25 protein-coding genes, 1 tRNA gene and 1 pseudogene are annotated in these 25,970 nt (G+C 71.5%); 16 read left to right on the forward strand and 11 right to left on the reverse strand.

The features are described from left to right. Positions 1 to 20: 20 nt before the first annotated feature. Together AB0F98_RS05815 and AB0F98_RS05820 are read right to left on the reverse strand one after the other, a co-directional pair. Positions 21 to 1,232, reverse strand: coding sequence for a hypothetical protein (locus AB0F98_RS05815; RefSeq protein ID WP_357729347.1), 1,212 nt, complete (start codon positions 1,230 to 1,232; stop codon positions 21 to 23). Then, a complete protein-coding gene (locus tag AB0F98_RS05820) occupies positions 1,225 to 1,794 on the reverse strand; it encodes a SigE family RNA polymerase sigma factor (RefSeq protein WP_357729350.1) in 570 nt (189 codons plus the stop codon). Before AB0F98_RS05820 ends, AB0F98_RS05815 begins: the two co-directional genes overlap by 8 nt. Positions 1,795 to 1,927: 133 nt before the next feature. Between AB0F98_RS05820 and AB0F98_RS05825 the strand changes: the two genes are divergently transcribed. Together AB0F98_RS05825 and AB0F98_RS05830 are read left to right on the forward strand one after the other, a co-directional pair. Further along, positions 1,928 to 2,506 (forward strand): NADH-quinone oxidoreductase subunit B family protein, encoded by a 579-nt coding sequence (locus tag AB0F98_RS05825; RefSeq protein WP_357729353.1) that lies wholly within the window; start codon positions 1,928 to 1,930, stop codon positions 2,504 to 2,506. Positions 2,507 to 2,597: 91 nt separating this feature from the next. Continuing rightward, positions 2,598 to 3,914, forward strand: a complete 1,317-nt coding sequence (locus AB0F98_RS05830) for a DUF2252 domain-containing protein (protein ID WP_357729355.1) — start codon at positions 2,598 to 2,600, stop codon at positions 3,912 to 3,914. 46 nt (positions 3,915 to 3,960) lie between these two features. On the opposite strand, the gene AB0F98_RS05835 is transcribed toward AB0F98_RS05830, so the two are convergent. Next, positions 3,961 to 5,007, reverse strand: a complete 1,047-nt coding sequence (locus AB0F98_RS05835; protein ID WP_357729359.1) for a glucose 1-dehydrogenase — start codon at positions 5,005 to 5,007, stop codon at positions 3,961 to 3,963. Between the two features lie 136 nt (positions 5,008 to 5,143). Between AB0F98_RS05835 and AB0F98_RS05840 the strand changes: the two are divergent. Together AB0F98_RS05840 and nuoH are read left to right on the forward strand one after the other, a co-directional pair. Continuing rightward, a pseudogene (locus AB0F98_RS05840) lies at positions 5,144 to 5,743 on the forward strand (NADH-quinone oxidoreductase subunit C); the annotation flags it as partial. A 329-nt stretch (positions 5,744 to 6,072) separates the two neighbouring features. After that, positions 6,073 to 7,035 (forward strand): NADH-quinone oxidoreductase subunit NuoH, encoded by a 963-nt coding sequence (gene nuoH / locus AB0F98_RS05845; RefSeq protein ID WP_357729362.1) that lies wholly within the window; start codon positions 6,073 to 6,075, stop codon positions 7,033 to 7,035. Between the two features lie 45 nt (positions 7,036 to 7,080). Here the strand turns inward: nuoH and AB0F98_RS05850 are convergent, their stop codons facing one another. Further along, positions 7,081 to 8,100, reverse strand: coding sequence for a glutathione S-transferase C-terminal domain-containing protein (locus tag AB0F98_RS05850; RefSeq protein ID WP_357730851.1), 1,020 nt, complete (start codon positions 8,098 to 8,100; stop codon positions 7,081 to 7,083). Positions 8,101 to 8,260: 160 nt separating this feature from the next. Here AB0F98_RS05850 and AB0F98_RS05855 point away from each other — a divergent pair, with 160 nt between their 5' ends. Continuing rightward, on the forward strand, positions 8,261 to 8,692 hold the full coding sequence (locus AB0F98_RS05855) for an ester cyclase (RefSeq protein ID WP_357729365.1): 432 nt from the start codon (positions 8,261 to 8,263) through the stop codon (positions 8,690 to 8,692). Here the strand turns inward: AB0F98_RS05855 and AB0F98_RS05860 are convergent. Beyond that, the gene (locus AB0F98_RS05860; protein WP_357729368.1) at positions 8,673 to 9,245 is read right to left on the reverse strand and encodes a Uma2 family endonuclease; all 573 of its coding nucleotides are present in this window, start codon (positions 9,243 to 9,245) and stop codon (positions 8,673 to 8,675) included. The two genes, AB0F98_RS05855 and AB0F98_RS05860, sit on opposite strands and share 20 nt — an antisense overlap. A 95-nt stretch (positions 9,246 to 9,340) precedes the next feature. On the opposite strand from AB0F98_RS05860, the gene AB0F98_RS05865 reads away from it, so the two are divergent. The 9 genes from AB0F98_RS05865 to AB0F98_RS05905 all read left to right on the forward strand — a co-directional run bounded on the left by AB0F98_RS05865 (position 9,341) and on the right by AB0F98_RS05905 (position 18,845). Beyond that, positions 9,341 to 9,967: an NADH-quinone oxidoreductase subunit I gene (locus AB0F98_RS05865; RefSeq protein WP_357729371.1), complete on the forward strand. Its 627-nt coding sequence runs from the start codon at positions 9,341 to 9,343 to the stop codon at positions 9,965 to 9,967. Continuing rightward, complete coding sequence (locus AB0F98_RS05870) at positions 9,964 to 10,500, forward strand: NADH-quinone oxidoreductase subunit J (RefSeq protein WP_357729374.1); 537 nt, start codon at positions 9,964 to 9,966, stop codon at positions 10,498 to 10,500. Before AB0F98_RS05865 ends, AB0F98_RS05870 begins: the two co-directional genes overlap by 4 nt. Then, positions 10,497 to 10,841, forward strand: a complete 345-nt coding sequence (gene nuoK / locus AB0F98_RS05875) for an NADH-quinone oxidoreductase subunit NuoK (RefSeq protein WP_357729377.1) — start codon at positions 10,497 to 10,499, stop codon at positions 10,839 to 10,841. The genes AB0F98_RS05870 and nuoK overlap by 4 nt, the downstream gene beginning before the upstream one ends. Continuing rightward, entirely contained in the window at positions 10,838 to 12,811 is a 1,974-nt protein-coding gene (locus AB0F98_RS05880) for an NADH-quinone oxidoreductase subunit L (RefSeq protein ID WP_357729380.1), read from the forward strand. Before nuoK ends, AB0F98_RS05880 begins: the two co-directional genes overlap by 4 nt. Then, a complete protein-coding gene (locus AB0F98_RS05885) occupies positions 12,808 to 14,313 on the forward strand; it encodes an NADH-quinone oxidoreductase subunit M (RefSeq protein ID WP_357729383.1) in 1,506 nt (501 codons plus the stop codon). The genes AB0F98_RS05880 and AB0F98_RS05885 overlap by 4 nt, the downstream gene beginning before the upstream one ends. 16 nt (positions 14,314 to 14,329) lie before the next feature. Beyond that, on the forward strand, positions 14,330 to 15,805 hold the full coding sequence (locus AB0F98_RS05890; RefSeq protein WP_357729386.1) for a proton-conducting transporter membrane subunit: 1,476 nt from the start codon (positions 14,330 to 14,332) through the stop codon (positions 15,803 to 15,805). Between the two features lie 138 nt (positions 15,806 to 15,943). Next, positions 15,944 to 16,819 carry a zinc metalloprotease HtpX gene (htpX, locus tag AB0F98_RS05895; RefSeq protein ID WP_357729389.1) on the forward strand — a complete coding sequence of 292 codons (876 nt, stop codon included), beginning with the start codon at positions 15,944 to 15,946 and terminating at the stop codon, positions 16,817 to 16,819. Between the two features lie 143 nt (positions 16,820 to 16,962). Further along, positions 16,963 to 18,222 (forward strand): MFS transporter, encoded by a 1,260-nt coding sequence (locus tag AB0F98_RS05900; protein ID WP_357729392.1) that lies wholly within the window; start codon positions 16,963 to 16,965, stop codon positions 18,220 to 18,222. Between the two features lie 302 nt (positions 18,223 to 18,524). Then, positions 18,525 to 18,845: a hypothetical protein gene (locus tag AB0F98_RS05905; protein ID WP_357729395.1), complete on the forward strand. Its 321-nt coding sequence runs from the start codon at positions 18,525 to 18,527 to the stop codon at positions 18,843 to 18,845. Positions 18,846 to 18,988: 143 nt separating this feature from the next. On the opposite strand, the gene AB0F98_RS05910 is transcribed toward AB0F98_RS05905, so the two are convergent. Further along, complete coding sequence (locus AB0F98_RS05910; protein ID WP_357729398.1) at positions 18,989 to 19,483, reverse strand: YajQ family cyclic di-GMP-binding protein; 495 nt, start codon at positions 19,481 to 19,483, stop codon at positions 18,989 to 18,991. Between the two features lie 146 nt (positions 19,484 to 19,629). Here AB0F98_RS05910 and AB0F98_RS05915 point away from each other — a divergent pair. Both AB0F98_RS05915 and AB0F98_RS05920 read left to right on the forward strand, forming a co-directional pair. After that, a tRNA-Tyr gene (locus AB0F98_RS05915) sits at positions 19,630 to 19,713 on the forward strand. Positions 19,714 to 19,925: 212 nt separating this feature from the next. After that, positions 19,926 to 20,312: a hypothetical protein gene (locus AB0F98_RS05920; protein WP_357729401.1), complete on the forward strand. Its 387-nt coding sequence runs from the start codon at positions 19,926 to 19,928 to the stop codon at positions 20,310 to 20,312. 5 nt (positions 20,313 to 20,317) lie between these two features. Here AB0F98_RS05920 and AB0F98_RS05925 read toward each other — a convergent pair whose 3' ends face one another. The 5 genes from AB0F98_RS05925 to AB0F98_RS05945 form a co-directional block, all read right to left on the reverse strand. Next, a complete protein-coding gene (locus AB0F98_RS05925; RefSeq protein WP_357729404.1) occupies positions 20,318 to 21,703 on the reverse strand; it encodes an integrase in 1,386 nt (461 codons plus the stop codon). After that, on the reverse strand, positions 21,700 to 21,909 hold the full coding sequence (locus AB0F98_RS05930; RefSeq protein WP_357729407.1) for a helix-turn-helix domain-containing protein: 210 nt from the start codon (positions 21,907 to 21,909) through the stop codon (positions 21,700 to 21,702). The genes AB0F98_RS05925 and AB0F98_RS05930 overlap by 4 nt, the downstream gene beginning before the upstream one ends. A 723-nt stretch (positions 21,910 to 22,632) precedes the next feature. Next, positions 22,633 to 24,234 carry a YfjI family protein gene (locus AB0F98_RS05935; protein ID WP_357729410.1) on the reverse strand — a complete coding sequence of 534 codons (1,602 nt, stop codon included), beginning with the start codon at positions 24,232 to 24,234 and terminating at the stop codon, positions 22,633 to 22,635. 4 nt (positions 24,235 to 24,238) lie between these two features. Next, positions 24,239 to 24,961 carry a DNA (cytosine-5-)-methyltransferase gene (dcm, locus tag AB0F98_RS05940; protein WP_357729413.1) on the reverse strand — a complete coding sequence of 241 codons (723 nt, stop codon included), beginning with the start codon at positions 24,959 to 24,961 and terminating at the stop codon, positions 24,239 to 24,241. Beyond that, the gene (locus tag AB0F98_RS05945) at positions 24,958 to 25,857 is read right to left on the reverse strand and encodes a bifunctional DNA primase/polymerase (RefSeq protein WP_357729416.1); all 900 of its coding nucleotides are present in this window, start codon (positions 25,855 to 25,857) and stop codon (positions 24,958 to 24,960) included. Before AB0F98_RS05945 ends, dcm begins: the two co-directional genes overlap by 4 nt. Between the last annotated feature and the right edge of the window lie 113 nt (positions 25,858 to 25,970).

The following is a 25,970-nucleotide window of genomic DNA, read 5'->3' on the forward strand; positions in this document are numbered from 1 at the left end:
TGGTGTGGGCTGGCGTGCCGCTAGCCCACCGTGTGGAGGTCGACGAAGTTGTCACTCCGCTTCAGGTCGTCCCAGTACCGGTCCTGCGAGTCGAAGTGGACCACCCGCACGCCCGGTTGCCCGTGGTTGCCGCTGCTCGGGTCGACCAGGAACCGGAACGTGTACGTCTTCCGTCCACCCGCCGGCAGCGGATCCAGCAGGCACGCGTCGTTACCCCCCGAATCCTTCATCCGGCAGCGATCGAGATCAGCTCCGGCGGGCTCGCCGACCGTGAACAGCTCGGCGAAGCCCAGCCGGGGGACGTCCACCCGTCCCCGGTTGACGACCGTCACCGTCACCGTGCCGGTGCGCCGGCCCTGCGCGTCCGGCGGCCCGAGGACGAGGTCACCGGCCGTCAGGGTGAGGTCGGTCAGCCGGGGATCGATCCCGAACTTCGTCGGCCCGGCCGTCTGGTCGAAGCGGTCACCGTTCCACGTGTACGTCCGCCACTGCCGCTGCGGTGCCCACGACGGCATGTCGCAGCAGGGCTGTTTGTTGGCCACGTGGACCCGGACCTTCCCGTCGGCCTGCACAGAGAAGTCGGTGATGTCGTCCATCCCCTCCCGGACGCCGACCACCCTGCCCATGGTGACGATCCGGCCGGCGTCGTCGCGGTCGAAGGCCACCACCTGCTTTCCGCTGATCTCACCGTTGGCCCGGCATCCGAGCAGAGCCACCGTCTCGATCGCGCCGTCGCCGTCCAGGTCGCCGTGGCCCGGATCGCTCAGGAGGGTCGGCAACTCCGTGTTCGGCGCGGGGCGCAGTCGCACGTCCTTGGTGCTGCATCTCGGCGGGGAGTGCAGGTACTCCGGCCAGGCGGGCAGGTCGACACGGGCGGCGAGGAGCTGCGACCGGCTGATGCGACCGTCCGGTGCCTCGACGGTGGGGCTCGCCGAGCTCTTGGTCGGCGTCGGGGTCGACGTCGGTGGAACGGTCGACGACGACGGGCTCGGCCCGCCGATCTGCGCCGGGCCGGGCGACGGGGCGGGGCCCTGGTTCAGGGTCGCGTTCGCCGCCACCGGAATCATGACCGCGAGCACCGCGGCGGTGGCGGTCAGCACCGCTGTCCGCTGCCGGCGTCGCCGTACGGTCCGCCGTACCTCGGCGGGGCCGGCCGGCTGCACCGCCGGGGCGTACGTCTCGCGGAACGCGGAGAACTCGTCGCTCATCAGGACGTCCTCGAACTCAGACATGATCGTTCCTCCCGTTCTCGCCGGTGAGCTGAACCGCGAGCGCCGTGCGACCCCGGTGCAACCAGGACTTGACCGTGCCCTCCGCCACCCCCTCCTGCTCCGCGATCTGACCGACGGACAGATCAGCGAGGTAGTGCAGCACCACCGCACGACGGTGATTGGCCGGCAGCTGTGCCAGGGCGGCGGTCAGTGCCACCCGCTCCGGGCCGGGGCCCGGCACGTACTCCTCGCGTTGCCGCCGCAGCCACGACTGGGCGGTACGCAGCCGCCGCCAGCGGCTGGTGGCCAGGTTCCAGGCGACCCGCCGTACCCAACCCACTGGATCGTCGTAGCGCGACACCCGGGACCACCGGGCGAACGCCCGGCAGAACGCCTCCTGCACCAGGTCCTGCGCCTGCGGCAGATCCCCGCAGTACGCGGCGAGCTGGAGCGTCAGCGACCGGAAGTGCGCATGGTAGAGCCCGTCGAAGTCGATTTCCTCGGTCTGCTCGCGTGGTTGCGGGCGGGCCGCTGCCGCCCCGGGTGGCGGCTCATCGAGCCGTTGCTCCCTCGTCACCGTCATCTGGTCCTCCCCGTACGTGCCGCATCCGTGCGGCCGACCTCCGTCACACGTCTCGATGCCGACCCCGGTTGCACGGGTCGTCCCCATCGCCGCTGTGGTTGACTGTCAGATCGGAGACAGAGGGAGGCCCGAGGTGCAGGTACCGGCAGTGCTCGGCGAGCCGATCCGGTTCGTGCTGAACTGGGGCCGCCGTTACTCGCTCTGGGTCTTCAACTTCGGCCTGGCCTGCTGCGCGATCGAGTTCATCGCGACGAGCATGAGCCGGCACGACTTCATGCGGCTCGGGGTGATTCCGTTCGCGCACGGCCCCCGTCAGGCTGACCTCATGGTGGTCTCCGGCACCGTGACCGACAAGATGGCGCCGGCCATCAAGCGGCTCTACGACCAGATGCCCGAGCCGAAGTACGTCATCTCGTTCGGCGCCTGCTCCAACTGCGGCGGCCCCTACTGGGACTCGTACTCGGTGACCAAGGGCGTCGACCAGCTCATTCCGGTCGACGTCTACGTGCCCGGCTGCCCACCCCGGCCGGAGGCGCTGCTGCACGGCATCCTGCGCCTCCAGGAGAAGATCGCCGCCGAGCAGTCCGGTCCCGGCGGGGTGTCCCGTCCCGACCTGCTCGCCGCTCCCGTCGACGCCGCGCCGAGCGACGGCGCCGTCCCGCGCTCGGTGGCGTCGCTCACCGCCCCGCCGGTACGCCCACCCGCGAGCTGACCGCCGCCCCACCGGCTGTGCCGAGGGTCCGCGCCCAGGCCGAGCGCCCGGCCGGACCGGGCAGTTGGCGGAGGAGGACTAGCCTGCGCACATGAGCAGCTCAGGGCAGCGTCGCGCCGCCCACATCGTGGACGTGTTGATCGCGGAGTTCGGGGCGTCGATGGCGCTCGACCCCGCCGCCTTCCGTCGCAAGTTCCGCAAGATGGCCGCGTCTCCGTTCGCCTTCTACCGGGGCAGCGCCGCGCTCTTCTACGCCGACCAGCGCGGCGACTTCGCCGACGACCGGTTCCTCGACGAGCGCACCAGCCGGGTGTGGATCCACGGCGACCTGCACGCCGAGAACTTCGGCACCTACATGAACGCCTCCGGGCAGCTGGTGTTCAACGTCAACGACTTCGACGAGGCGTACGTGGGGCCGTTCACGTGGGACCTGAAGCGCTTCGCGGCCAGCGTGGCGCTGCTCGGCTACGCCAAGGCGCTCTCCGACCGGGCGATCACCGAACTGGTCACCGGCGTCGCCCGCTCGTACCTCACCGAGTTGCGCGCGATCGCCGCGGGCGGCGACGACGCCATCGGCTCGATCACCCTCGACAACGCCGACGGTGTGCTGCGCCAGGTGCTTCAGCAGGCCCGGCTCTACACCCGCGTCGACCTGCTCGCCACGCAGACCACCATCGACAACTACGAGCGGCGGTTCTCCCTCGGCGACGGCGTGTACGAGGTCGACGACGACACCCGGCAGGCGGTCGGCGCCGCCTTCGAGGCGTACCTCGGCACGCTGCCCGTCTCCTCGGCCCGGCTGCGTCCGGTCGAGACCCGGATCAAGGACGTGGTGCTGCGCAAGGGTGTGGGCATCGGCTCGGCCGGGTTGCCGTCGTACAACCTGCTGCTGGAGGGACACACCCAGGCGCTGGAGAACGACGTCGTCATCTACATGAAGCAGGCCCAGGTGCCCGCGGTGGCGCGGCACATCCCCGACGAGTCGATCCGCGCCTACTTCCAGCACCAGGGGCACCGGACGGCCGAGTCGCAGCGGGCGTTGCAGGCGCACGCCGACCCGTGGCTGGGCTTCACCGAGCTGGCCGGGGTCGGCCAGCTGGTCGCCGAGGTCTCGCCGTACGCCGCCGACCTGGACTGGGCGGACGTCAACGAACCGGATGAGCTGGCCGGGGTGCTGTCCGACCTGGGCCGGGCGGTGGCCCGGATGCACTCGGTCGCCGACGACGAGTCCAGCCACGATCTGGTCGACTACTCCACGGAGGAGGCGATCATCGCGGCGGTGGACCGGGACGAGTCGAATTTCGTGAGCCACCTGGTGGAGTTCGCCCACGCGTACGGGCTGCGTGCCCGGGAGGACCACCAGCTCTTCGTGGACCTGTTCCGCAACGGCCGGCTGCCCGGCATCTGAGGGCGGCCGCCCGGTTCCTGAGTCGGCCGCGGCGCGGGACGCCGGGTCAGACCGCGAACTCCAGCACCACCTTGATGTCGTCCGGCCCGCTCGTGTACGCGTCGGCGTACCCCGACACCGGCACCCGTCGGCTGATCAGGGAGCTGAGCCAGAGCGGGTCGGCCCGGTGGAGCGCGTCCGCGGCCAGTTCCCAGTGCCGGCGGTTGGCGTTCACCGAACCGAAGACGACGTTGTTCTCCAGCACCAGCGACCGGTTGAGCGCGCCGGCGTCGAAGTCGATGGTTCGGCCGCCGCTGGATACCCCGGCCAGGCAGACGATGCCGTTCGGTGCGGCCTTGCACATCACCTCGAGCACCACGGTCGGCGCCCCGGTGCACTCCAGCACGACGTCCGGCTCGAAGTCCAGCTCGTGGACCGGCACCGAATGGTACGTAGCGCCCAGCGCGTGAACCAGCTCCGGCTTCGGGCCGCTGGTCGCGAGGTCGAGCACGTGTACGGAGAACCCGCGCTGCGCGGCGAGCAGAGCGGCGAGCAGGCCGATCGGGCCGGCGCCGGTGACCAGCACGATCTTCGGCTGCCACACGGCCCGTTGCCCGATCCGTTCGATGTGGTCCCACGCCTTCGCGACGATGCTGGTCGGTTCGAGCAGCATGCCGACCTGACCGAGCGCCCGGTCCAACGGGACGGCGTACGGGGGCTGGACCCGCCAGCGTTCCCGGGCGAATCCGGGCAGCGCCTTGATGCCGTGCTCCGTGTAGCGGCCGTTGCGGCACATGTCCCACTCGCCGACCGCACAGTTCGGGCAGGGCACCGGGTCCGGATGCCGGACGATCCCGGCCACCAGATCGCCCGGCTGAAGGGTGCCGGTCGGGTCCTCCAGCACCCGGCCCAGCGACTCGTGCCCGATCACCAGACGCCGTTCGCCCGGGGGCGCCTCGCCGTACTCCCCGCTGATGATCTCGTGATCGGTGCCGCAGATGCCGACGGCCAGGGACTCGACCAGGATCGAGCCCTCCTCGGGGGCCGGTTCCGGGTAGTCCTCGATCAACTCCAGGGAGTTGGCGGTCCCGGGGGCCACAGTCACAGCGCGCACGTCTGTCATCTTCGCCCCTCCGCCGGCCTCCCGACCGGCAAAGCGGCAGATGATCCCCCCGGCGTCACACCCCGGCGGCCACTCACCAGCCAGCCGTGTCCCTAACCGCGCTCCGCGGAACACCTAGGATCGGCGCATGACTCCGGAAGAGGTCGGCAGCCGGATGGCCAAGCTGCTCGCGCCGGCCGAGACCACCCCCTCGGTCTCCGGTGGCGCCAGGCACGCCCGCGCCACGGTGGACGTGCCGTTGGCCGGCTGGCGCGACGCCGTCCGTACGGCCCGCGACGACGCGGAGCTGAACTGCGACTTCTTCGACTGGCTCTCGGCCGTGGACGAGCTCACCGAGGGGTTCGACGTGGTGGCGCACCTCTGGTCGACCCGGCATCGGCACGGCCTGCTGCTGCGTACCCGGGTGCCGCGCGAGGCGTCCACGGTCGCCTCGGTGGTCGACCTCTACCCCGGGGCCGACTGGCACGAGCGGGAGACACACGAGATGTTCGGCATCGACTTCGCCGGTCATGCCGGGCTGCGTCCGCTGTTGCTGCCGCCGGAGTTCGAGGGGCATCCGCTGCGCAAGGAGTTCGTGCTCGCCTCCCGGGTGGCCAAACCGTGGCCGGGCGCCAAGGAGCCGGGCGAGTCCGAGGCGGGCGGCGGCCGACGACCGATCCGCCCGCCGGGCGTGCCCGCGCCCGGAGAGTGGGGCACCACGCCCACCCCGGCCGGCGCCGGCGGCGCGGGGGAGGGGCGGCGTGGCGGCACGCCGGCTCGCCCGGCCGGTGACCGGCCCGCGCGACCGGCGCCGGGGGCCCGTGCCGGGCGTACCGGCCGACCGGTCCCGACCGACGGCGGTCCGGCGGCCCGCCGCGGCTCGGCCGCGACGCCTGACGTCCCCGGAACGACCGGTGGTGGCCCGGAGGCCGTCGGGGGCTCGGCGGCGTCCGGCGGCCCGGGTGGGGCGACCGCCGCCGAGGGGCCGAGTCCGACAACCGGTGGTCCGGCAGCGGACCGCCCGACGCCGCCGCCCGGTGCGGCCGGCCGTACCGGCGACGACAGGGACGCGTCCTGATGCCGGTCTGGTTGGAGCTGCTGATCCGGGTCGCTGCGGTCCTGGTGGCCTTCCTCGTCCTGCCGCTGCTGGTCGGCCAGGCCGAGCACAAGGTGATGGCGCACATGCAGGGCCGGCTCGGCCCGATGTACGCGGGCGCGTTCCACGGCTGGGCGCAGCTCGTCGCCGACGGGCTCAAGTTCGTGCAGAAGGAGGACGTCACTCCGCGCGACGCGGACCGGTCCGTCTTCCGCCTGGCGCCGGTGATCGCGCTGGTGCCGTACCTGCTCGTGCTCCTGGTCATCCCGCTCGGGCCGAACGACCTGGTCGGGCAGCCGCTGGACGTCGGGCTGTTCTTCGTGCTCGCGGTGGTGGGCGTCGGGGTGCTGGCCGTGCTGATGTCGGCGTGGGCCTCGGCCAACAAGTACAGCCTGCTCGGTGGGTTGCGCGGCGCCGCGCAGCTGCTCGGCTACGAGCTGCCGTTGGTGCTGGCCGCGGCGTCGGTGGCGATGGCGGCAGGCACGCTCAGCCTCTCGGGCATCGTCGAGGCGTGGCAGCCCTGGTGGCTGCTCTGGCAGGCACCCGCGATGATCGTCTTCTTCGTGGCCGGGCTCGCCGAGATCCGCCGCCCGCCGTTCGACATGCCGGTCGCCGACTCCGAGCTGGTCTTCGGCTACATGACCGAGTACACCGGGCTGCGCTTCGCGTTCTTCCTGCTGGCCGAGTACGTCGGCATCGTGGTGATCGCGGCGCTCACCACCGTGCTCTTCCTCGGTGGCTGGCACGGGCCGTTCGCCGACGACCAACTCGGCTGGCTCTGGACGTTGCTCAAGATGTTCGCCGTCGCCTTCGTGATCATTTGGCTCCGGGTGTCGTACCCGCGGCTGCGGGAGGACCAGCTCCAGCGTCTCTGCTGGCTCGTCCTCGTTCCGGCGTCCCTGGCACAGCTGGTCCTCACCGCCGCGGTCCGCGTCGCAATGTGAACGAAGCCCCCTCCGGGAGGGAGGGGGCTTCACCGGCGAGCTCGCTCAGCGCAGCGGAGTGTGCGCGGGGTCGACCGGCTCCGCGGGCGGCGGAGGCGGGGTGCCGTCACCGAACGGACGGCCGCCGAGCGCCTCCCGACCGTGCGGCGTGAGCCAGTTGGCCAGGTCGGGCCCGAGCGGCACGATGCCCGTCGGGTTGATGTCCCGATGCACCTCGTAGTAGTGCCGCTTGATCTGGTCGAAGTCGACCGTGTCCCCGAAGCCGGGGGTCTGGAAGAGGTCCCGGGCGTACGCCCACAGCACCGGCATCTCCGTGAGCTTCTGCCGGTTGCACTTGAAGTGGCCGTGGTAGACCGGGTCGAACCGGACCAGCGTGGTGAACAGCCGCACGTCGGCCTCGGTGATGGTGTCCCCGACCAGGTAACGCTGGCCGGTCAGTCGCTCGCTCAACCAGTCCAGCCGGTCGAAGAGGCGGCGGTACGCCTTCTCGTACGCCTCCTGGCTGCCCGCGAACCCGCACCGGTAGACGCCGTTGTTGACGTCCCGGAACACCAGCTTGTTGACCTCGTCGATCTCGTCACGCAGCCGCTCGGGGTAGAGGTCCGGCGCGCCATCGCGGTGGTAGGCGGTCCACTCGGTGGAGAGGTCGAGACTCATCTGCGCGTAGTCGTTGGTCACCACCTGCCCGGTCGGCACGTCCACCATCGCCGGCACGGTGATGCCCCGCTCGTAGCCGGGGAACCGCTTGAAGTACGCCTCGGCCAGCCGCTCGATGCCGAGCACCGGGTCCCGCCCACCCGGGTCGAGGTCGAACGTCCAGCTCCGCTTGTCGTGCGTCGGGCCGGCCATCGCCATCGAGATGACGTCCTCCAGGCCGAGCAGCCGGCGGACGATGACCAGGCGGCTCGCCCAGGGGCAGGCCCGGCTGATCGCGAGCCGGTAGCGTCCCGGTTCCACCGGGTAGCCGTCCCGCCCGTCGGCGGTGATCCGGGTCGCGATGTACCGCTGGTCGCGGGTGAACTCACCACCCGGCTCCACGTACTTGCCGCCGGTGCGCAGCAGCACCTCCTCGTCGGTCTCGGTCCTGCCGCCCTCGCTGCTCGTACCCACGCCGCCCCTCCGATCCTGTCGCCTCGTCCCATTCTGGCGGCTCGACCGGCTGCCTGCGGGGCGACCGTCGCGAGCGGCGGCCGCGCCGCGCGGGCCCGGCGCTACGCTGCCTCCTGTGATCGACACGGAGGCGGCGGCTCGGCGACTCATCTCCGACGTGTGGAACGCCGGGCGCGAGGAGACGGCGTACGACCTGATCGCCCCCGACTGCCCGGGGCTGGGCGGCACCGGCCCGGAGGCGACGCTGGCCTGGCACCGGGACCGGCGGGCGGCGTTCCCCGATCTCCGTTACAAGATCGTCGATCTGGTCGCCGTCGGTGACCGGGTGGCCGTGCACTGGCGGGCGGCCGGCACCCAGGTGGGCCCGTTCGGTCCGGTGCCGCCGACGGGCCGGGTGGTGAGCTACTCCGGCGCGACGTTCCTGCGCTTCGACACCACCGGCCGCATCGTCGACGTGTGGAGCGTCAACGAACTGTTCCAGGTGCTCCAGCAGCTCGGCGTCGAGATGATCCCGCCGCTCGGCGGCGTCACCGGCTCCGGGGCGTGATCCGGGACAGCGGGATGTCGATCTCCCACGGCTCCGGCAGCAGGATGCCGTCGGTCATCCGGGCCTTCTCGACGTAGACGCGCTTCGACGGGTCGAGCTTGTGGGCGTGCACCACGATGCCCGCCTCGGTCTCGATCCGCCAGAAGTAGGGGATGTCCGCCTCGGCGTAGAGCGCCGGCTTGAGCACGCGGTCGATGCTCCGGGACCCCTCCGAGACGATCTCGACCACCAGCATCACCTCGTGCGGCCGGTAGTGCGACGGGTTGCGTGCTGCCGCGTCGAGCTCGGTGACCAGCACGTCGGGGATGAACGCCCGGGTCCGGGAGAGGCGCACCTCCACGCCCTGTGTGACGTCGAGGTCGGCGGGGCAGCTCTCGTCGAGCGCGGCCATGAGTCGGCCGGCGATGGACTGGTGGAGTCGCGTGGGGGAGGGCGACATCATGAGGTTTCCGTCCAGGAGTTCGTAACGGCGGCCGTCGTCGGGCAGGCGGTCGAGATCGTCCGTCGTCCACTCGCCCGGCGGCGGCTGGTCGTCGTGCAGCGCGGCGGTCATTCGCGAGCCCTTTCCGGTACGTCGTTCTCCCCATCGACACCGTACCGCCGGCCAGGCTCGGGGGGCGCTCGCGCACGCCGGGGCCACAGGGCAGGATGGTCCGCATGAGCGACCGCAGCGAGCGCACGCCGGACGACGTCGCCGGTGACCGCGGCCTGCCCGGTGCGGGTCTGGTCAAGGGGCTGGCGGTCACGCTGAAGACGATGACCCGGCGCTCCACCACCCAGCAGTACCCGGACGTGGCCCCCGAGCTGCCGCCCCGCTCGCGCGGGGTGATCGCGCTGCTCGAGGAGAACTGCACGGTCTGCATGCTCTGCGCCCGCGAGTGTCCGGACTGGTGCATCTACATCGACTCGCACAAGGAGGAGGTGGCGGTGCCCGGCGCCGCCCGCCCCCGGCAGCGCAACGTGCTCGACCGGTTCGACATCGACTTCTCGCTCTGCATGTACTGCGGTATCTGCGTCGAGGTCTGCCCGTTCGACGCGCTCTACTGGTCCCCGGAGTTCGAGTACGCCGAGTACGACATCAAGGACCTGCTGCACGACAAGGACCACCTCGGGGAGTGGATGGACACCGTCCCGCCGCCACCGGCGCACGACCCGAACGGCGAGCCCGCCAAGGAGGAGACCAGCGCCGCCCGCAAGGCGGCGGTCCCCGCCGCCCGGCCCACCACCCCGGCCGTACGCCCCGAGCCGGGCTCGTCCGGCGAGGCGACGACATGACCGTTGCGGACGTGCTGCTGCTCGCGCTCGGCGCGGTGGCGGTCGGCTCCGGCGTGCTGGTGGTCACCACGAAGCACCTGGTCCGGGCGGGTCTCTACCTGGTCGTCTGCCTGGGCGCGCTGGCCGGCGACTACCTGGTGCTCACCGCCGAGCTGGTGGCCTGGGTCCAGGTGCTCATCTACGTGGGCGCCGTGGTGGTGCTGCTTCTCTTCGCGGTGATGCTCACCCGGGCGCCGATCGGCGCCTCCGACGACCTGGACCGGCCCGGCTGGCCGGCCGCGTTGATCGGCGGCGGCGTCGGGCTGGGACTGACCGCGCTGCTCGTCGACGCGTACCGGTGGACGACCGTGCGGCTGCCCGACGCGGGCACGGCCGAGCGGATCGGCGGGGAGATCTTCCGCAGCTGGGTGCTCCCCTTCGAGGTGCTCTCGGTGCTGCTGCTCTCCGCCCTGGTCGGCGCGGTGGTGCTCTCCCGGCCGGACATCGGGCGGCCGGCCGCGGAGCAGCCGGGGCGTACGGAGGTGGGCCGGTGAGGCCGGTCATCCCGTACGTCACCGCGGCGCTGCTGTTCGGGCTCGGGACGTACGGCGTGCTGCGCCGCCGCAACGCGGTGCTGGTCCTGATGGCGGTCGAGCTGATGCTCAACGCGGTCAACCTGATCCTCGTCACCGCCGACACGACGGTGCGGGCGGCGCTGCCGCACAGCGGTCAGGTCTTCGCGCTCTTCGTCATCGTGCTGGCCGCCGCCGAGATCGGGGTGGGTCTGGCGATCGTGCTCCAGCTCTACCGGTTGCGGGCCACCGTGGCCGTCGACGAGGTTCCGCTGACCGAGTCGTCGGCGACGGTGGACGCGGACGCACGGGAGGCGCGGTGAACGGCACCACGGTGCTCGGTGTGCTGCTGCCGGTCGTACCGCTGGTGGCCGGACTGCTCGGGCTGCTCCTGCCGCCCTCGCCGCGCGGCCTGACCGCGCACGGCCGGGACGCGGCGGTCGGCGAGGCGTGGGCCCGGCGGGCGGCGATCACCCTCGGGGTGACCGGTGCGGCCGGCGCGTTGGCGCTCGCGGTCGCCCTGCTGGCCACGTTGGACTCCCCGGCCGAGGCGAGCACCACCTGGGTCGATCTGGGCGGCCTGGACGTCAGCCTCGGCGTCCGGCTGGACGGCGCCGCCGCGCTGGTCGCGGTGGCGGTCGGTGCGGTCGCGCTGGCCGTGCAGGTCTACTCGATCGGCTACCTGAAACGCGGTCCGCACGACAACGTCGACGTCGACCACCGCTACCCGCCGTACGCCGCCCAGATCAGCCTCTTCACGGCGGCGATGCTGCTGGTGGTGGTGTCGGGAGACCTGCTGCTCCTGCTGGTCGGCTGGGAGGTGATGGGCGTCTGCTCGTACCTGCTCATCGCGCACGACCGCCGGCTGCCCGAGGCGCCCGCCGCCGCGGTGAAGGCGTTCCTGGTCACCCGGGTTGGCGACGTCGGCTTCCTGCTGGGCATCGCGCTGCTCGGCGTGTCCGCGGGCAGCTTCCGGATCGCCGACGTGCTGGCCGCCGACCACTCCGCCGGTACGCTCACCGCCGCCTGCCTGCTGCTGCTCGCCGGGGTGGCCGGCAAGAGCGCGCAGTTTCCGCTGCACACCTGGCTGCCCGACGCGATGGCCGGCCCGACGCCGATCAGCGCGCTCATCCACGCCGCCACGATGGTCGCGGCCGGCGTCTACGCCGTCACCCGGCTCTACCCTCTCTTCGAGGCCGCGCCGGTCGCGCTGACCGTGCTCGGGGTGCTCGCCTCGGTCACCCTGCTGCTCGGCGCGCTCGCGGCGACCGCCCAGGACGACATCAAACGGGTGCTCGCCTGGTCGACGGTCTCCCAGATCGGCTACATGACCGGCGCCCTCGCCGTCGGCGCACCGTGCGCGGCGCTGTTCCACCTGCTCACCCACGCCGCGTTCAAGGCGCTGCTCTTCCTGGCGGCCGGCGCGGTGATCCACGCCGTCGGCACCACCCTGATGTCGAAGATGGGCGGGCTGCGCCACAGCATGCCTGTCACGTTCTGGTGCACGGTGGTCGGGCTGGGCGCGCTGGCCGGGCTGCCGCCGCTCGCCGGCTTCTGGAGCAAGGACGGCGTGCTCGCCGTGGCGCAGGAGGCCGCGTTGGACGGCACGGGACCGACACCGTCCTGGGTGGGCTGGCTGGTCTGGCTCTCCGGGCTGGCCGGCGTCGCGATCACCGCCTGGTACGCCACCCGGCTCCTGCTGCGCGCCTTCCTCGGCGAGACCCGGGCCCCGCTCGCCCACCCGCACGATCCGCCGGGCACGCTGCGCTGGCCGGTGCTGCTGCTCGCCGTACCGGCGGCGCTGCTCGGGTTCGCCGGGTTCGCCGGCCCGTTCGCCGACCGGCTCCAGCCGTCGGCGCCGGCCACCGCGGAACGCCCGTCGGATCTTCTGCCGCCGGAGCCGCTGGTGCACCTCGCGCCGTCGGTACTGCTGCCGCTGGTGCTGCTGCTGCTCGGCGCCGGCCTGGCCTGGGTCCGCTGGCGCCGCGACCCGGCTGCCGACCCGGCGGCCGCGCTGGGTCCGCTGCGGCCGGTCTTCGCGGCGGCGTTCCGGCTCGACGACGTCCAGCACGCCCTGGTGGTACGTCCCTACCGGACGCTCGCCCGGATGGTGCGCGCCGGTGACGAGCGGGTGGTGGACGGCGCGGTGGAGGGTAGCGGGCGGGCCGTGTCCGGCCTCGGCGCCGGGCTGGCCGCGCTGCACCGCGCCGCGCTGCCCCGGGCCGCCGCCGGGGTGCTCGCCGGTGCGCTGCTGATCGGTCTGGCCGCCGCGCTGATCGGAGCGAACGCATGACCTTCGGGCAGTTCCTGCTGGTCGCCGTCCTGGCGGTGCCGGCGCTCGGCGCGGTCGCGGTGGTCGCCACCCCGGCGGACCGGGCGGCCCGGCTGGTCGGCACGGTGGCCGCCGGGCTCACCCTGCTCGCCGCGCTGCCGCTCGCCGCCGGCGACCGGGGCTGGTTCGCCTGGTCCGGGACGGCACCCGCGGTACGCCCGTGGCATCAACTCGACCTGCCGTGGGTGCCCGGGCTGGAACTGCGCTTCCACCTCGGCGTGGACGGCATCTCCTACCCGCTGGTGGTGCTGACCGCGCTGCTGACCCTGCTCTGCTGCGCCTACAGCCTCTACCGGGTACCGGCCGGCGGCAGCGGCCGGACGCTGGTCGCCCTGCTGCTGGTGATCGAGGTCGGCATCCTGGGCACGTTCCTCGCCCTGGACCTGGTCCTGTTCTTCCTCTTCTTCGAGGTCGTCCTGCTGCCCATGTACGCGGTCATCGCCGGCTGGGGCGGCGAGGACCGGCGCCGGGCGGCCCGCAAGTTTGTCCTCTACACGCTCTTCGGCTCGGTGCTCCTGCTGGTCGGCGTGTACGTGGTGGTGTCCGCCGCGGGCACCGCCGACATCGTGGCGCTCACCGGCGGCGGCGGACTCTCCCGGGGCACCCAACTCTTCGCGTTCACGCTGCTCGCCCTGGCCTTCGCGGTGAAGAGCCCGCTCTGGCCGCTGCACTCCTGGCTGCCGGACGCACACACCCAGGCGCCCACCGTGGGCAGCGTGGTGCTCGCCGGGGTGCTGCTGAAGATGGGCACGTACGGGCTGATCCGGGTGGCGGTCGGGGTGGCCCCGGAGGGGGCCCGCTGGGCCGCGCCGGTGCTCGGCGTACTCGCCGTCGCAGCGATCCTGGTCGGGGCGCTCGTCTGCCTGGCCCAGACCGAGCTGAAGCGGCTGATCGCGTACTCCAGCGTCGGACACATGGGCTTCGTGCTGCTCGGCGTCGCCACGCTCACCAGCACCGGCATCCAGGCCGCGCTGATCGGCAACGTCGCCCACGGCGTGATCACCGGCTTGTTGTTCTTCCTCGCCGGGGCGGTCAAGGACCGTACCCACACCGGGGCGCTCGCCGAGCTGTCCGGGCTGCGGGAGACCGCGCCGCGGCTCGCCGGCCTGCTCGGCTTCGCCGCGATCGCCTCGCTCGGCCTGCCCGGGCTGGCCGGGTTCTGGGGTGAGGCGTTCGCCGTGATCGCCGCGATCGAGGTGGGCGGGCCACTCTGGACCACCCTCGGCGTCCTGGCCGCGGTCGGCGGGGCACTCACCGCTGCCTACTTCCTGCGTCTGCTGCGTCAGGTCACCCATGGCCGGCCCAGCCCGGCGGTGGGCCGGCTCGCCCCGACGCTGGCCGGTGGGGAGCTGACCGCCTGGGCGCCGCTGGTGCTGCTCGCGCTGGCCATCGGGCTGGCCCCGGCGCTGGTGCTCGGCATCGCCGAGGCCCCCGTGAACGCCCTGGTGGAGGTCCTCCCATGAGCGCGAGGAGGCGCCGGTGACCCAGAACGTGGTGCAGAGCGTCGACCACGTGGCGCTGCTGCCGGCGTACCTGGCCGCCGGCACCGCCGTGCTGGTGCTGGTCACCGACCTGGTGCTGGCCCGGTCGCGGGCCACCCTCGCCGTGGCGGCGCTGGGCGCGGTCGCCACCGCCGTCGGCGCGGCCCTGGTCGGCGCGGGCGACGAGCGACGTACGTTCTGCGCCGCCGCCGACTGCTCGTACGTCTTCGGCGGCCGGGCGGCCCTGGTCGGGGCACTCTTCGCCCTGCTCACCCTCGGGGTGCTCGGCCTCTCCGGCGGGCACCTGCGGGCCGGCCGGGCACCGGTGGGGGAGTACTGCTTCCTGCTCGCCTGCTCGATGACCGGTGGTGTGGTGCTCGGTGCCGCGGGCGACCTGATCACCCTGATCGTGGCCCTGGAGACGCTCACCCTGCCGCTCTACGTGCTGGTCGGCCTGCGCCGGGGCAGCCTTGCCAGCGCCGAGGCGGCGGTCACGTTCTTCGTGGTCAGCGTGGTGGCCACCACGGTGAGCCTGCTCGGCGCGGCGCTGCTGTACGCGGTGACCGGCGAGCTGCACCTGGGACGGCTCGGCGCGCTGCTAGCCGAGCGGCAGGAGCTCCACGACCTGCCGTTGACCGCGGCGGCGGGTGCGCTGCTGCTGCTCGGGCTGGCGTTCAAGGTCGCCGCCGTGCCGTTCCACGCCTGGGCGCCCGCCACCTACGACGGCGCGCCGCTGCCGGTGGCCGCGTACCTCTCTACGGCGTCGAAGCTCGGTGGTGTGGTGGCGCTGCTCGCGGTGGTGTCCGCGGCGATCCCGGCGGACCTGACCGGCCCGGTGCTCGCCCTGCTCGCGGTGCTCACGATGACCGTCGGCAACCTGGTGGCGCTGCGCCAGTGGCGCACGGTCCGGCTGCTCGCCTGGTCGTCGGTGGCCCAGGCCGGCTACATCCTGGCCCCGCTCGGCGCGCTGGCGGCGGGACGCACCGGCGAGGCACGGGCCGGCGCGTACGCTGCCGCCCTCGCGTACGCCGTCTTCTTCGTGCTGCTGGAGCTCGCGGCGTTCGCCGGGGTGACCGCCCTGCGCCCGGCGGACGCCGACGGCGGCGCCCTGGACGAACTGCGCGGCGCGGCCCGCCGGCACCCCTGGCTCGGCGCGGGTCTCGGGCTGGCCCTGATCGGCCTCGCCGGGCTGCCGCCGGGCCTGGCCGGTCTCTTCGCCAAGGTGACGGTGGTCCGTTCACTGCTGGGCGGGGGCAGCGGCTGGCTCGCGCTCGTGGTGGCAATCAACGCGGTGATCGGCCTGGCCTACTACCTGCGGCTGGCCGCGAGCCTCTACGCAGTTCCGGCTCCGGGCACTCCGGCGCCCGCCGCCGGCGCGGCCCGGCCGGTGGCCGTGGTGCTGGCGGTGGCGACGGTGGCTGCCGTGGTCGTCGGCTTCGCCCCGCAGCTCGTGCTCGATCTCGCCGGCGGCTGAGGTTCAGGTCCCGACCCGGGATCTGAATCGCTGGACACGCTCCCAGCCAACTCACAGCCATATCGCGGATGGTTGACGGGTATCGCAGTGTTGAACCGGTCGACGGGTCCCGGCGATCCGTACACCGAAGGAGTGAGTGTGCACCACAACCGTCTCAAGACCGCCGCGCTGCTCGGCCTGCTCACCGCGCTGATCCTTGGGGTGGGTTACTGGTTCGGCGGCAGTGGTGGTCTGGTCATCGCCGTCATCATCTCGTTGCTGATGAACGGCATCAGCTACTTCTACTCCGACAAGCTCGCCCTGCGGGCGATGGGGGCGCAACCGGTCAGCGAGGCACAATTCCCCGAGCTGTACCGGATGGTGCGTGAACTGGCCACCAGCGCAGGCCAGCCGATGCCGCGCCTGTACGTCAGCCCGACCGCACAGCCCAACGCCTTCGCCACGGGCCGCAACCCGCAGCACGCCGCGGTCTGCGTGACGCAGGGCATCACCGAGATCCTCGACTACCGCGAGCTGCGCGGCGTGATCGGGCACGAGTTGTCCCACGTCTACAACCGGGACATTCTGATCTCCAGCGTGGCCGCCGGTCTGGCCGGCATCATCACCACGTTGGCGAACATCGCCTGGTTCATCCCGCTGACCAGCGGTGACGACGACGACGCGCCGAACCCGGCCGTACTGCTGCTCACCATCATCCTGGGCCCGATCGCCGCGACGATCATCCAGCTGGCGATCAGCCGTAGCCGTGAGTTCCAGGCGGACGCCTCCGGTGCCCGGCTGACCAACGACCCGCTGGCCCTGGCCAACGCACTGCGCAAGATCGACGCGGTGGCCCAACGGCGGCCGCTGCCGGCTCAGGGCAACCTGACCAGCGCCGCCCACCTGATGATCGCCAACCCGTTCCGGGGCGGCGGCATCGCGGCGCTCTTCTCCACCCACCCCAAGATGGAGGAGCGCGTCGCACGGCTGGAGCAGATGGCCCGCAGCGCCGGCCCGGTGCAGTACCTGCGCTGACCCGTAGCACCCGCATCGCGCCCGCACCCGGCAACCGCCGGTGCGGGCGCGATGCTGTGTGCGCGGCGATATCCGCTTCATCCGGTCGACCCACGGCGTTAGGGTCGGAAGGTTTCCCACCCATTACATCCCTGGAGGTTCGCGTGGCTGCTCTGCGCCAGTATCTGGGTGTCTGGCGGATCCCCGGCGCGCCGATGCTGCTGCTCACCGGCATCATCGGCAGGCTCGGCATCGGTATGACACCGCTGGCGCTGCTGCTGGTCGTCGAGCAGGTGACCGGCCGGTACTCCCTGGCGGCCGTCGCCGGCGGGATCTACGCCGTGGCAGGTGCCGCGTTGAGCCCCGTCGCCGGCCGGATCGCCGACCGGATCGGGCCCAGCCCGGTGCTGATCGCCACCGCTGTCGCTCATCCGCTGGCCCTCATCGGTCTGCTGGTGGCGAGCCGGTCCGGGGCTGACGGGCTCGTCGCGATCTATGTGACCGCCGGGGTGGCCGGTGCCACGTACCCGCCGCTGACCGCGGCTATCCGGGGCGCCTGGAACGACCTCACCTCGCCGGCCTCCGGGCGGTACCACCTCCGCAACACGGCGCTGGCCGCGGAAACCTCGCTGTTCGAGATCGTCTTCGTGCTCGGCCCGCTGCTGGTGGCCGGCTTCGTGCTGGTCGCCGACGCCACGGCCGCGCTGGTCGGTGCCGCGGTGGTCACCCTCGTCGGCACCACCGCGGTGGCCCTCGGCCGGGTGATGCGTGGCTGGCAGCCACACCCGCAGGAACACCAAGCTCGCGGGCTCGGCCCGCTGCGGGTCGCCGGCTTCCCGGCCCTGCTGCTCTGCGTGGCCAGCCTCGGCATCGCGTTCGGCGCCGCCGGGGTGATCGTGCCGGCCTTCGCTGGCAACTACAGCGCCGGCGACGCGGAGAGCCTGGCCGGCATACTGCTCGCGGTCTGGGGCGTCGGCAGCGCGGTCGGCGGGTTCTGGTTCGGGGTACGCAGACCGGCGTTGAACATGACCCGCCAGTTCGCCGGGCTGCTCGGCGCGCTGGCCGGCAGTTTCGTGATCTTCGCGATGATGCCCAACCCGCTGGCGCTGGGCATCGCCCTGGTCGTCGGTGGAGCCACCATCGCGCCCGCGTTGACCCTGGAGAACACCCTGGTCGGCCGGATCGCCCCGGCAGGCATGCTGAACGAGGCGTACACCTGGGTGGTCACCATGTCGGTCGCGGCGAGCGCGGCCGGCGGCGCGGTGGCCGGACTGATCGTCGACCACGCCGGCGGGGTGCCCTGGGCGTTCCTGTTCGCGGGGGCCGCGGTCGCCGTCGGGGCCGGGGTCGCCGCCCTGCCCGCCGGGCCGATCCGCCGTGCGGAGATCCATTCGGTACGCGTCGAGGAGCCGGTTCCCGCCTGAGGTGTGGCGTGGCCCGGTTCGGCCCGGGTACCCGGGGGTGTGTTCCTCTTCTTCGCGAACCGGATCGGGTGCCTGGGCTCGTTGGTGATCAGCGCCGTCCTGACGGTGGTGCTGCTGCTGATCTTCAACCGTTGACGCAGCACGTCCGACTCGGCTACCCGCCCTGAACTGACGCGGCGGGATGGCGCTGCGCATCGTCCTGGCACTCGGCCGCCTTCCCGGCCGGTCCCACCGAATCGAGGAGACCTGCTCGGCAGCTACAGGCATTGCGCCGGGCGGGTAGCCCCGTCACCATTCACCGCATGGCGGAACGAGTCATGTTCGTGCAGTTGAAGTCCGGGCACGACACCGACAAGGGGCCGGCCTGGATCAGTTGGGTCCGCTTCAATCGAAGTTGGAAGACCGCCTACTGGCACGGCAAGACCCTCCGCCGCTGGCCGGGAATGGTCGACGCCAACTTCTACGACGACGAGACCCACGAGGAGTACTGGCTGTCGGGGCCGCACCGCGACCGCGCCGACACCCGCTACAGCAACCTCCGCCCGCAAATCGACGACGACGTGCGTGACGTGTACGAGGCATTCCTCCGTGGCGCGCCACTGCCGGGCCGGGAGCGGGGCTGAGCCGCTCGTACCGTTCCGGCCCGTCTCCGATCGGGCCCATCGTGCCCCGCCGACCGCTTTCGGCGGGGCACGCACGACCATCCGTGATGTTGCCCAGCGGACGAGGTGTGGCCGGCCCGATCACCGGGCCGGCCCGAGCAACCTCACCTGTAGTTCGTGAACTGGAGCGCGACGCCGAAGTCCTCGCCCTTGAGCATCGAGATGACGGCCTGGAGGTCGTCCTTCTTCTTGCCGGTGACCCGGAGCTGGTCGCCCTGGATCTGGGCCTGGATGCCCTTCGGACCCTCGTCGCGGATCTTCTTGCTGATCGCCTTGGCCTTCTCCGAGTCGATGCCCTGGATGATCTTGCCGTCGATCTTGAACACCTTGCCGGACGGCCGCGGGTCGCCGGCGTCCAGCGACTTCAGCGAGATGTTCCGCTTGACCAGCTTCTCCCTGAAGACGTCCAACGCCGCCCGGACGCGCTCCTCGGTCTCGGCCTGCAAGGAGATCGCCTCCTCGCCCGACCAGGAGATCTCGGCGCCCGTCCCCCGGAAGTCGAACCGAGTCGCGAGCTCCTTCTCCGCCTGGCGGAGAGCGTTGTCGACCTCCTGGCGGTCGACCTTGCTCACGATGTCGAACGACGGGTTCGCTGCCATGCTTCTGCTCCTGCTGTCCGGCGGTCCACTGGCGGTCGTACCGCTGACCAGCGGTACGACCCTCTGACGGTACCCGGTTGCGCCCGCGCCGGGGGGAGCCGCTATCCTTGCTTCCGTCGCCGCGTCCCGACGTGGTGACGCGCCCTGGCGGGTTGCCCGAGCGGCCAATGGGAGCGGACTGTAAATCCGTCGCGAAAGCTACAGAGGTTCGAATCCTCTACCCGCCACCAGGTGCACAAAGAGGCCCCTGACCAGCGATAACGCCGGTCAGGGGCCTCTTTTGTGAGTCCCGCTCAGTCCCACTCCGACCCGTTCGATCTCGCTGGCCGTGTCGCATATGTGTCGCCGCGGCTTGGACCCCGCATGCCGAAGCGTGGGGCAGGATGTCAGTCGGCCTAGCCTGTGTTGGTCATGGCGGCAGTCTTGGGAGCGGGAGCAGTAGATGGCAGACACGTTGATTCTTCGTCTTCTTCAGCCCGTGTGGGACTCGACGTGGGGTGAGCTGCAAGTCTCACCGGCGTACCACGACGAACTCCGAGCGGCGCTCGACGCAGCCGGCGTGCCCAACTCTCAGGTCCTGAAGATGAGCGCAGCTGAGACCTTGGCCTGCATCGGGCTTTCCGCCGCTGCCTCCGCGCCCCTTTGGAGGTCGTTGACCCCTGCCCTTAAGGCCTTCCTGAGCCGTCACGACAACAAACGCGTCGAAATCACGCTAGGTGACGAGAACATCATCATGAATGGCTTTTCGGAAAAGAAAGTGCAGTCGCTGCTGGCGAAGGCTGACGCGCTGCGTGCTGACAAGCGCGAGGTTGGCGGTGGGCCAAGCTAGGCGCTCTAATCGTGTAGGGCCGCCTCGATCCTCCGCCGCGACGCTTCCTCTTGCCCGTAGACGCACTTCGCGTAGACCCGCATGAGGACGTGCACGCTGTGCCCGGCCCACTCGGCGACTTGGGTAGCCGGCACCCCGGCGTTGAGCCAGAGCGACACAGCGGCGTGCCGTAGGTCGTACGGACGGCGGGCTAGCGGTGAGCGCTGCTGAGCCGAAGTGAGGACCTTCGCCCGCGCGTCGCGCCACGCCTTGCCGTAGGTGTTGTTCGGGATCGGTTGGCCGGCCGTCGGCACGTACCGCCCGCCGGGACCGCGTCGGGTGACGAACAGCTTGCCGTTCGATCCCGGCGGGTACTCCTTAATGTGTTGATCGAGTAGCCGCACAAGCGGCGGCGGCACGGGTACGTCCCGGGTTGCTGCCGTTGCCCGGTGCTTGAGCCCTCGGTCCTCGGCGGTGTCGTCTCCATCGCCCCAGTCCCGGCCAACGGCCACCGTCGAGCCGGTTAGGTGCAGCACGGCCCACCCCCCACGCCGTGTGGGCCGCTCGTACTCGTCTTCCCGCAGGTGGAGCACTTCCTCCGGCCGTAGGGCGGCGTAGTACATGCATCCGAAGAACGCTTCCAACTCGGGCACGGTGCGGCCCACCTCGGCGAGCAGCGCCCGCGCCTGATCGGGGTTGACCACCGCTCGGCGGTCCACCTCATCGGCCGTCTTCGGCGCGGTCCAGCTCACCAGCGACATCGGGTGCGCGTCGAGTAGCCGAAGCTCAACCGCGTACTTGAGGGCGCCGGAGAAGACGGCCCGCTTCCGGGCGATCGTGCTAGGCGACGCGGGAGCGCCATCCATCCGGAGGGCAAGCGTGTCGAGAGCCTTCCGGACCAGCGCGGCGTCGGTGAGCGCGGCCAGGTCGACGGTGTTGGCCTTCAGCCAGCGCACGGCGGCGGCGAGGTCGGCGGGCGGCTCTCCGGCGTCACGACGGGCCTTGTTGAACACCCAGCCGTAGAGCGCGGCTCGTAGCGTCTTGTCGCTGGGTATTCCCCGGTACTTCGAGAGCAGGGCCGGGGTGACGGTGGCCAGTGTTTCGGCGATGCCCTTGCGGTGCTTCGCCGACGCGCGCGGCCACTTCATGTCGACGTAGGCCACGGCGTGCTCGTACCAGGATCGGGTGTTGAGCGCCCGCGCCATCGGTTCGGGCAGGCCGCTGGCCTCATCGAACGCGACGCCTTCCCGCTGGGCTACGACGAGCTTGGAGCGGAAGCTTTCGGCCAGAGCGCGGGTCGCGAACGTCTTGCGGAACGCCCGGCCGGCAACCTTCCACCGGACCACGTACGAGTAGCCCTTGGCGAGTTGGTTTTTCAGGATGCCGTGTACGCGTACGTCGTAGGTGCTCATGCTGCCTCTTCGTGATCGTTGAGCCAGGCGTCCAGGTCGCGGCGGCGGACGTACAGGCTGCCGTTGGGGTACTTGATGGTTTTGGGTGCTCGGCCGGTGGCCTTCCAGCGGAAGAAGGTCGACCGGGGTACGCGCAGTTCGTCCAGGACTTCGGCGAGGGTGAGTAGGTTGCCGGTGGGGGTGGTGCGCTGAGGTCGGGCGGTCATCGGCGGGTGTCCTCCCTCGCGTTGGCGTCGAGGTAGATGCGCTGGAACATTGGCGATTGGGGGTAGGGCTGGCTGGCGGTGCGGATGTACAGCACTCGGGCGATGGCGGGCAGTGCCGCGGCTGTTTCAGCGCGTGCGCCGTGCAGCCTGATTCGCACGGTGAGGGCCTTTCGGTGTGGGCGGGTCACTTGTGGAGAGACGGGGAGGCATCGGCACAGAAGGGCTTAGAGCGGCCCGTTGAGAGCGCTGTAGAGCCAAGATCTGGGACGGCCCGGTATAAGGCGTAGGGCCGATCCGTCCCAGGCGTTCTCAGCGGGCCGTTTCGTGGGCGCCGGTGGTCCGGTCGGTGGGCCGAACGCGGCTGGGAGGGGCCGGGAAGCGTTGACACGTTGACAATCGGCCGATGCGCGGGCGTTTACGCAGGTGAACGCAAGTGCCGAGGTGTCAACGGACCGCGTTGACAGCCGTTGACACCTGTTGACACCGGGCGGGCGATTGCCTACCAAACGAGGGCTTGATTCACTCACCATGTGACGAAGCGCTGGGGGTTATTCGCAGTCGGCGCGGCGGTGGCGATCGCGGCTCTCTGGCTCGGCGAGGCCGAAGCGTATGTCCCTGGCTTCCCGCTCGCGGTTGCCGGTGGCTTCATCATGCGGAAGGCGCTCACGGGCGGGAAGCCAAGGCGGAATGAGTGATTGGGCTGTCAACGCCTGTCAACGGCTGTCAACGCGCCCCGTTGACACCCTCGCGGATGTCTTGACCAGCGGAAACGTCGCTGTCGGGGGCGGGTGTCAGCGTGTCAACGCTTCCGGGATCCTCGGCGACGGCGCGGGGGTGCAGTTCGTACCGGCCGTCCGCGCCGTTGCGGACCCAACCGAGGGCGGCCAGTTCGGCCAGCACCGCCGACACCTCGTCGGACTTGGGTAGCCGGCGTGAGACACGGCGGTGCAGTTCGCGGCGGGTGAAGGTGGTCATGCCCTTAGCGGTGAGCACGCCGAGCACGTAGCGGGCGTGCTCCATCGCGGTGTCGGTGCCGATGGTGGTCAGCGCGGCCCGGTAGTGCGCGGCGAAGAACTCGGCCAGCCTCACGGCGTCGGCCATCCGGTCAGCGTCGATCGGCCGGCGCCACGCATCGGCGGGATGATGGGCCACATGCAGCAACCCGGCCAACCGCAGCGTCGCGCCGGAAAGCTTGTTGCCCCATTCCCGCATGTCGTACAGGCTGCCGCCGGGCCGTAGCTCCATCTCGACCTGCTCGGCGGCAGCACGCCGCACCTGCCCGGCCTCGGGAGTGAGGACCACGACGGCGGGGTCTTCCCATTCGGCGAGGGTGGCGGCCAGGTCGTGAACCCGGTGGGCGTAGCCGACGGTCACCGCCTCGGCCACCGGTTCGCTGTCGACCGCCCGGTACCCGGCGAGGGACCGGGGCAGCGCGAACAGGAAACGGGCCGGCAGGCCGCGCCCCGCGAGGTCGGCATTCCCGCCGAACTTGCGCAGCACGGTCGGTTGCGCCATCACGCACACCGTCAGCGCCGGCTTGTCAACCGAGGCACCCTCGCGGGTCTGCCTCTCGTTGCTCATCGGCTGCCCCGCGTGACCCTTCAAGTACGGGTCAAGGTTCGGGGCACCCGAGTAGCGGCCGGCGAGGGTGTCGAAGATGCCTCCCTCATCGCTGATGATCGCCATCCGTCCGCCGTTGCCGGCCATCAACCCGATGAGAGCTTCCGGCGTGGCGTCGTCCACGATCAGTTTGGGCAGGGTCGGCACGGTGATCGCCTCGGCGGCGATGGCGGCTGCGACCGCCTCGGCGGCGGCCTCATCGCGCTTGCCCGGGTCGGTGGCCTTGGCCGCTGCGGCTTTGGCTTGCTCGGCTTGCCGGTCGGCGATATCTCGGAGCGCTGCCGCCTCGGCGATCCTCGGCCGCATCGCCTCGGCGAGCGTCGACTGTGCCGCGAACAGCGGCGCAGTCATGGCCCGGTGAACCGGGCTCTTGCGTTCGCCGGGGCCGGCGATGACGGCGGCGAACAAGTTCACCGGCTCCCGCCACCCCGCGACTGGCTCTACCTCCAGCCTGCCGCCCGCGCACGCGGACAGCACCGCGACGGCGAGAGTGCCGGCCATCGCCGGGTCGGTCTGAGTGAACCGAGCGATGCCGGCCACCATGTCGGCCAGCCAACGCGGGAACACGTCGACCGGGAACGGCGGCGGCGCGGTGTTCGGGCCGGTCAACGGCACTGGAACATCCCACAGCGGGCCGCCTGCGGATTGCTCGCCGCTGGCACCGGCCGGGTCGGTGACGAGGTGGAGGCGTGGTGCCGGTGTCATGTCGTCACCTGCTTTCGTGATGGTCGAGGATGATGCGGCCGAGGTGTTCGGCGACGGCGGGGACGACGGCGTTCCCGAGGGCCCTGTTTCGGTCCACCCGCCGGGGAACCCCATCAGCCACTCGGTGTGGTTCGGGTTGCGTCGCCCAGTGATGTAGGTGCCATTGCGGATCGCTTTGGGGCGCCCGCTCGATCCCCCGCAGCTGCTCGATCCGTTCGCCCGCGGTGTAGGCCAGAACGAACAGGCGCTCGCGTGTGTGTGGCGCACCCACGGCGCATGCGGATAGCACGCCCCACCGCGCATCGAACCCGAGCTGGGCCAGGTCACTAAGGAGGCACTCGAAGGCAGCGGCATCGCGAATGAGTCCTGGGACGTTCTCCACGAGGACGTAGCGCGGTCGAATCGCGCGAATGACGTCGGCCATCCACGGCCATCCCCATCGGTCGTCAGCGGTTCCCCGCCGCAGGCCGGCGGCGCTGAATGGCTGACAGGGGAAGCCGCCGGCGATGACATCGACCCGGGGGCGGGGGTTGCGGCGCCACCAGCCGGTGGCGGTGCGTACGTCGTCATGGCAAGGCACCTCCGGCCAGTGCTTCTGCAGGACGGCTCGGCAGAACGGGTTGATCTCGACGTGGCCGACGATCCGCATTCCGGCGCGTTGCAGGCCGAGGGACAGACCGCCGATGCCGGCGAACAGCTCCAAGACGTTCAGCGGCTCCCCGCTCATGCGGCCACCCGCCGGGGACGTGCGACGCCGGCCCGGAAGCCTGACGCGATGGTCCGCAGCACCGCGCGGTGCCGTAGCCCGGCCGTGATCCCCGCGTGTTCCAGCGCAGTGGACGCCTCGTCGGCGGACAGCGCGCCGCCCGCGACAAGCTGACCGAGGGCCACCGCCGCGCGGTACAGGTTGTCGTTGTGATGGTCCGGCGCGTCAACCACCCGCGCGCACTCCCGCTCGACAGCGGCCCGCACGTAGGCGCGCTCCCGGTCACCGGGCAGCGCGACCATGACCAGCCGCTGCGGCGGCAACGGTGCGGGTCCTAGCAACCCGGCAAGCCACCCGGGCAACGGGGCGGGGTCTGTGTCCAGATCGACGATGTACGGGCGTCCGGCCACCGTGCTGCCAGCGGCGACCACGTAGCCACCTCGCGCGCGAGTGTCGACCATCGGCCCGACGGTGCCGGCGGTGTTCCGCAACGTCGGCCCGTGGTCGGGGTGGCGGTAGTAGAGATGCGCGCCGCCCCGGCCGGTGGTCACGGTGTAGGTCGGGGCGATGACCGCGCCGTGTGCGGCGGCCAGCTCGGCGAGCGTGTCCAGCCCGGTCCGGTTGGTGATGTCGTCCTTGGGAACGTCCAGGTCGACCACCACGAGGCGGGACGGGCCGCATGCGATGCCAATGCCGTAGGGACGCGTCGACCACGCGCGGCGGATGCGGTCGGGGTCGGTGGTGGCGCGTGGCTCCCACCCGACGTGTCCGGCGCGGCAGCGCGGGTCGCGGCCGGTGCAGTCGTCGGCCGCGTGATCGGGGAACGCCGGTCGCTTGTCGTTAGGACGCAGCGGGAAGACGTGCCAGCCGCGTTCGGCGTGAGCGAGCGCGGCGGCGAGCAGGTCGGCGGTAGGCACGAGGTGCCTCCCTTCCTGTGTGAACGGGTGCAGAGATGTCGACGGGGGCTCGGGCTGCCCCGCCACGGCGGCGGGCGTGTGAGCGGGGCAGCGCGGCCCTTGCAGGTAGGGGC

Source organism: Micromonospora sp. NPDC023737 (genome assembly GCF_040639715.1).
In the GTDB taxonomy this organism is placed as follows: Bacteria; Actinomycetota; Actinomycetes; order Mycobacteriales; family Micromonosporaceae; genus Micromonospora.

Excerpts from the sequence above, each read along its gene's own strand:
- AB0F98_RS05925 (WP_357729404.1), bottom strand. The coding sequence starts at position 21,703 with ATGAGCACCTACGACGTACGCGTACACGGCATCCTGAAAAACCAACTC.
- nuoH (WP_357729362.1), top strand. The coding sequence starts at position 6,073 with ATGCCGGTCTGGTTGGAGCTGCTGATCCGGGTCGCTGCGGTCCTGGTG.
- AB0F98_RS05865 (WP_357729371.1), top strand. The coding sequence starts at position 9,341 with ATGGTCCGCATGAGCGACCGCAGCGAGCGCACGCCGGACGACGTCGCC.
- AB0F98_RS05885 (WP_357729383.1), top strand. The coding sequence starts at position 12,808 with ATGACCTTCGGGCAGTTCCTGCTGGTCGCCGTCCTGGCGGTGCCGGCG.
- dcm (WP_357729413.1), bottom strand. The coding sequence starts at position 24,961 with ATGAGCGGGGAGCCGCTGAACGTCTTGGAGCTGTTCGCCGGCATCGGC.
- AB0F98_RS05830 (WP_357729355.1), top strand. The coding sequence starts at position 2,598 with ATGAGCAGCTCAGGGCAGCGTCGCGCCGCCCACATCGTGGACGTGTTG.
- AB0F98_RS05870 (WP_357729374.1), top strand. The coding sequence starts at position 9,964 with ATGACCGTTGCGGACGTGCTGCTGCTCGCGCTCGGCGCGGTGGCGGTC.
- AB0F98_RS05935 (WP_357729410.1), bottom strand. The coding sequence starts at position 24,234 with ATGACACCGGCACCACGCCTCCACCTCGTCACCGACCCGGCCGGTGCC.
- AB0F98_RS05815 (WP_357729347.1), bottom strand. The coding sequence starts at position 1,232 with ATGTCTGAGTTCGAGGACGTCCTGATGAGCGACGAGTTCTCCGCGTTC.
- AB0F98_RS05910 (WP_357729398.1), bottom strand. The coding sequence starts at position 19,483 with ATGGCAGCGAACCCGTCGTTCGACATCGTGAGCAAGGTCGACCGCCAG.
- AB0F98_RS05860 (WP_357729368.1), bottom strand. The coding sequence starts at position 9,245 with ATGACCGCCGCGCTGCACGACGACCAGCCGCCGCCGGGCGAGTGGACG.
- AB0F98_RS05930 (WP_357729407.1), bottom strand. The coding sequence starts at position 21,909 with ATGACCGCCCGACCTCAGCGCACCACCCCCACCGGCAACCTACTCACC.
- AB0F98_RS05920 (WP_357729401.1), top strand. The coding sequence starts at position 19,926 with ATGGCAGACACGTTGATTCTTCGTCTTCTTCAGCCCGTGTGGGACTCG.
- AB0F98_RS05820 (WP_357729350.1), bottom strand. The coding sequence starts at position 1,794 with ATGACGGTGACGAGGGAGCAACGGCTCGATGAGCCGCCACCCGGGGCG.
- AB0F98_RS05905 (WP_357729395.1), top strand. The coding sequence starts at position 18,525 with ATGGCGGAACGAGTCATGTTCGTGCAGTTGAAGTCCGGGCACGACACC.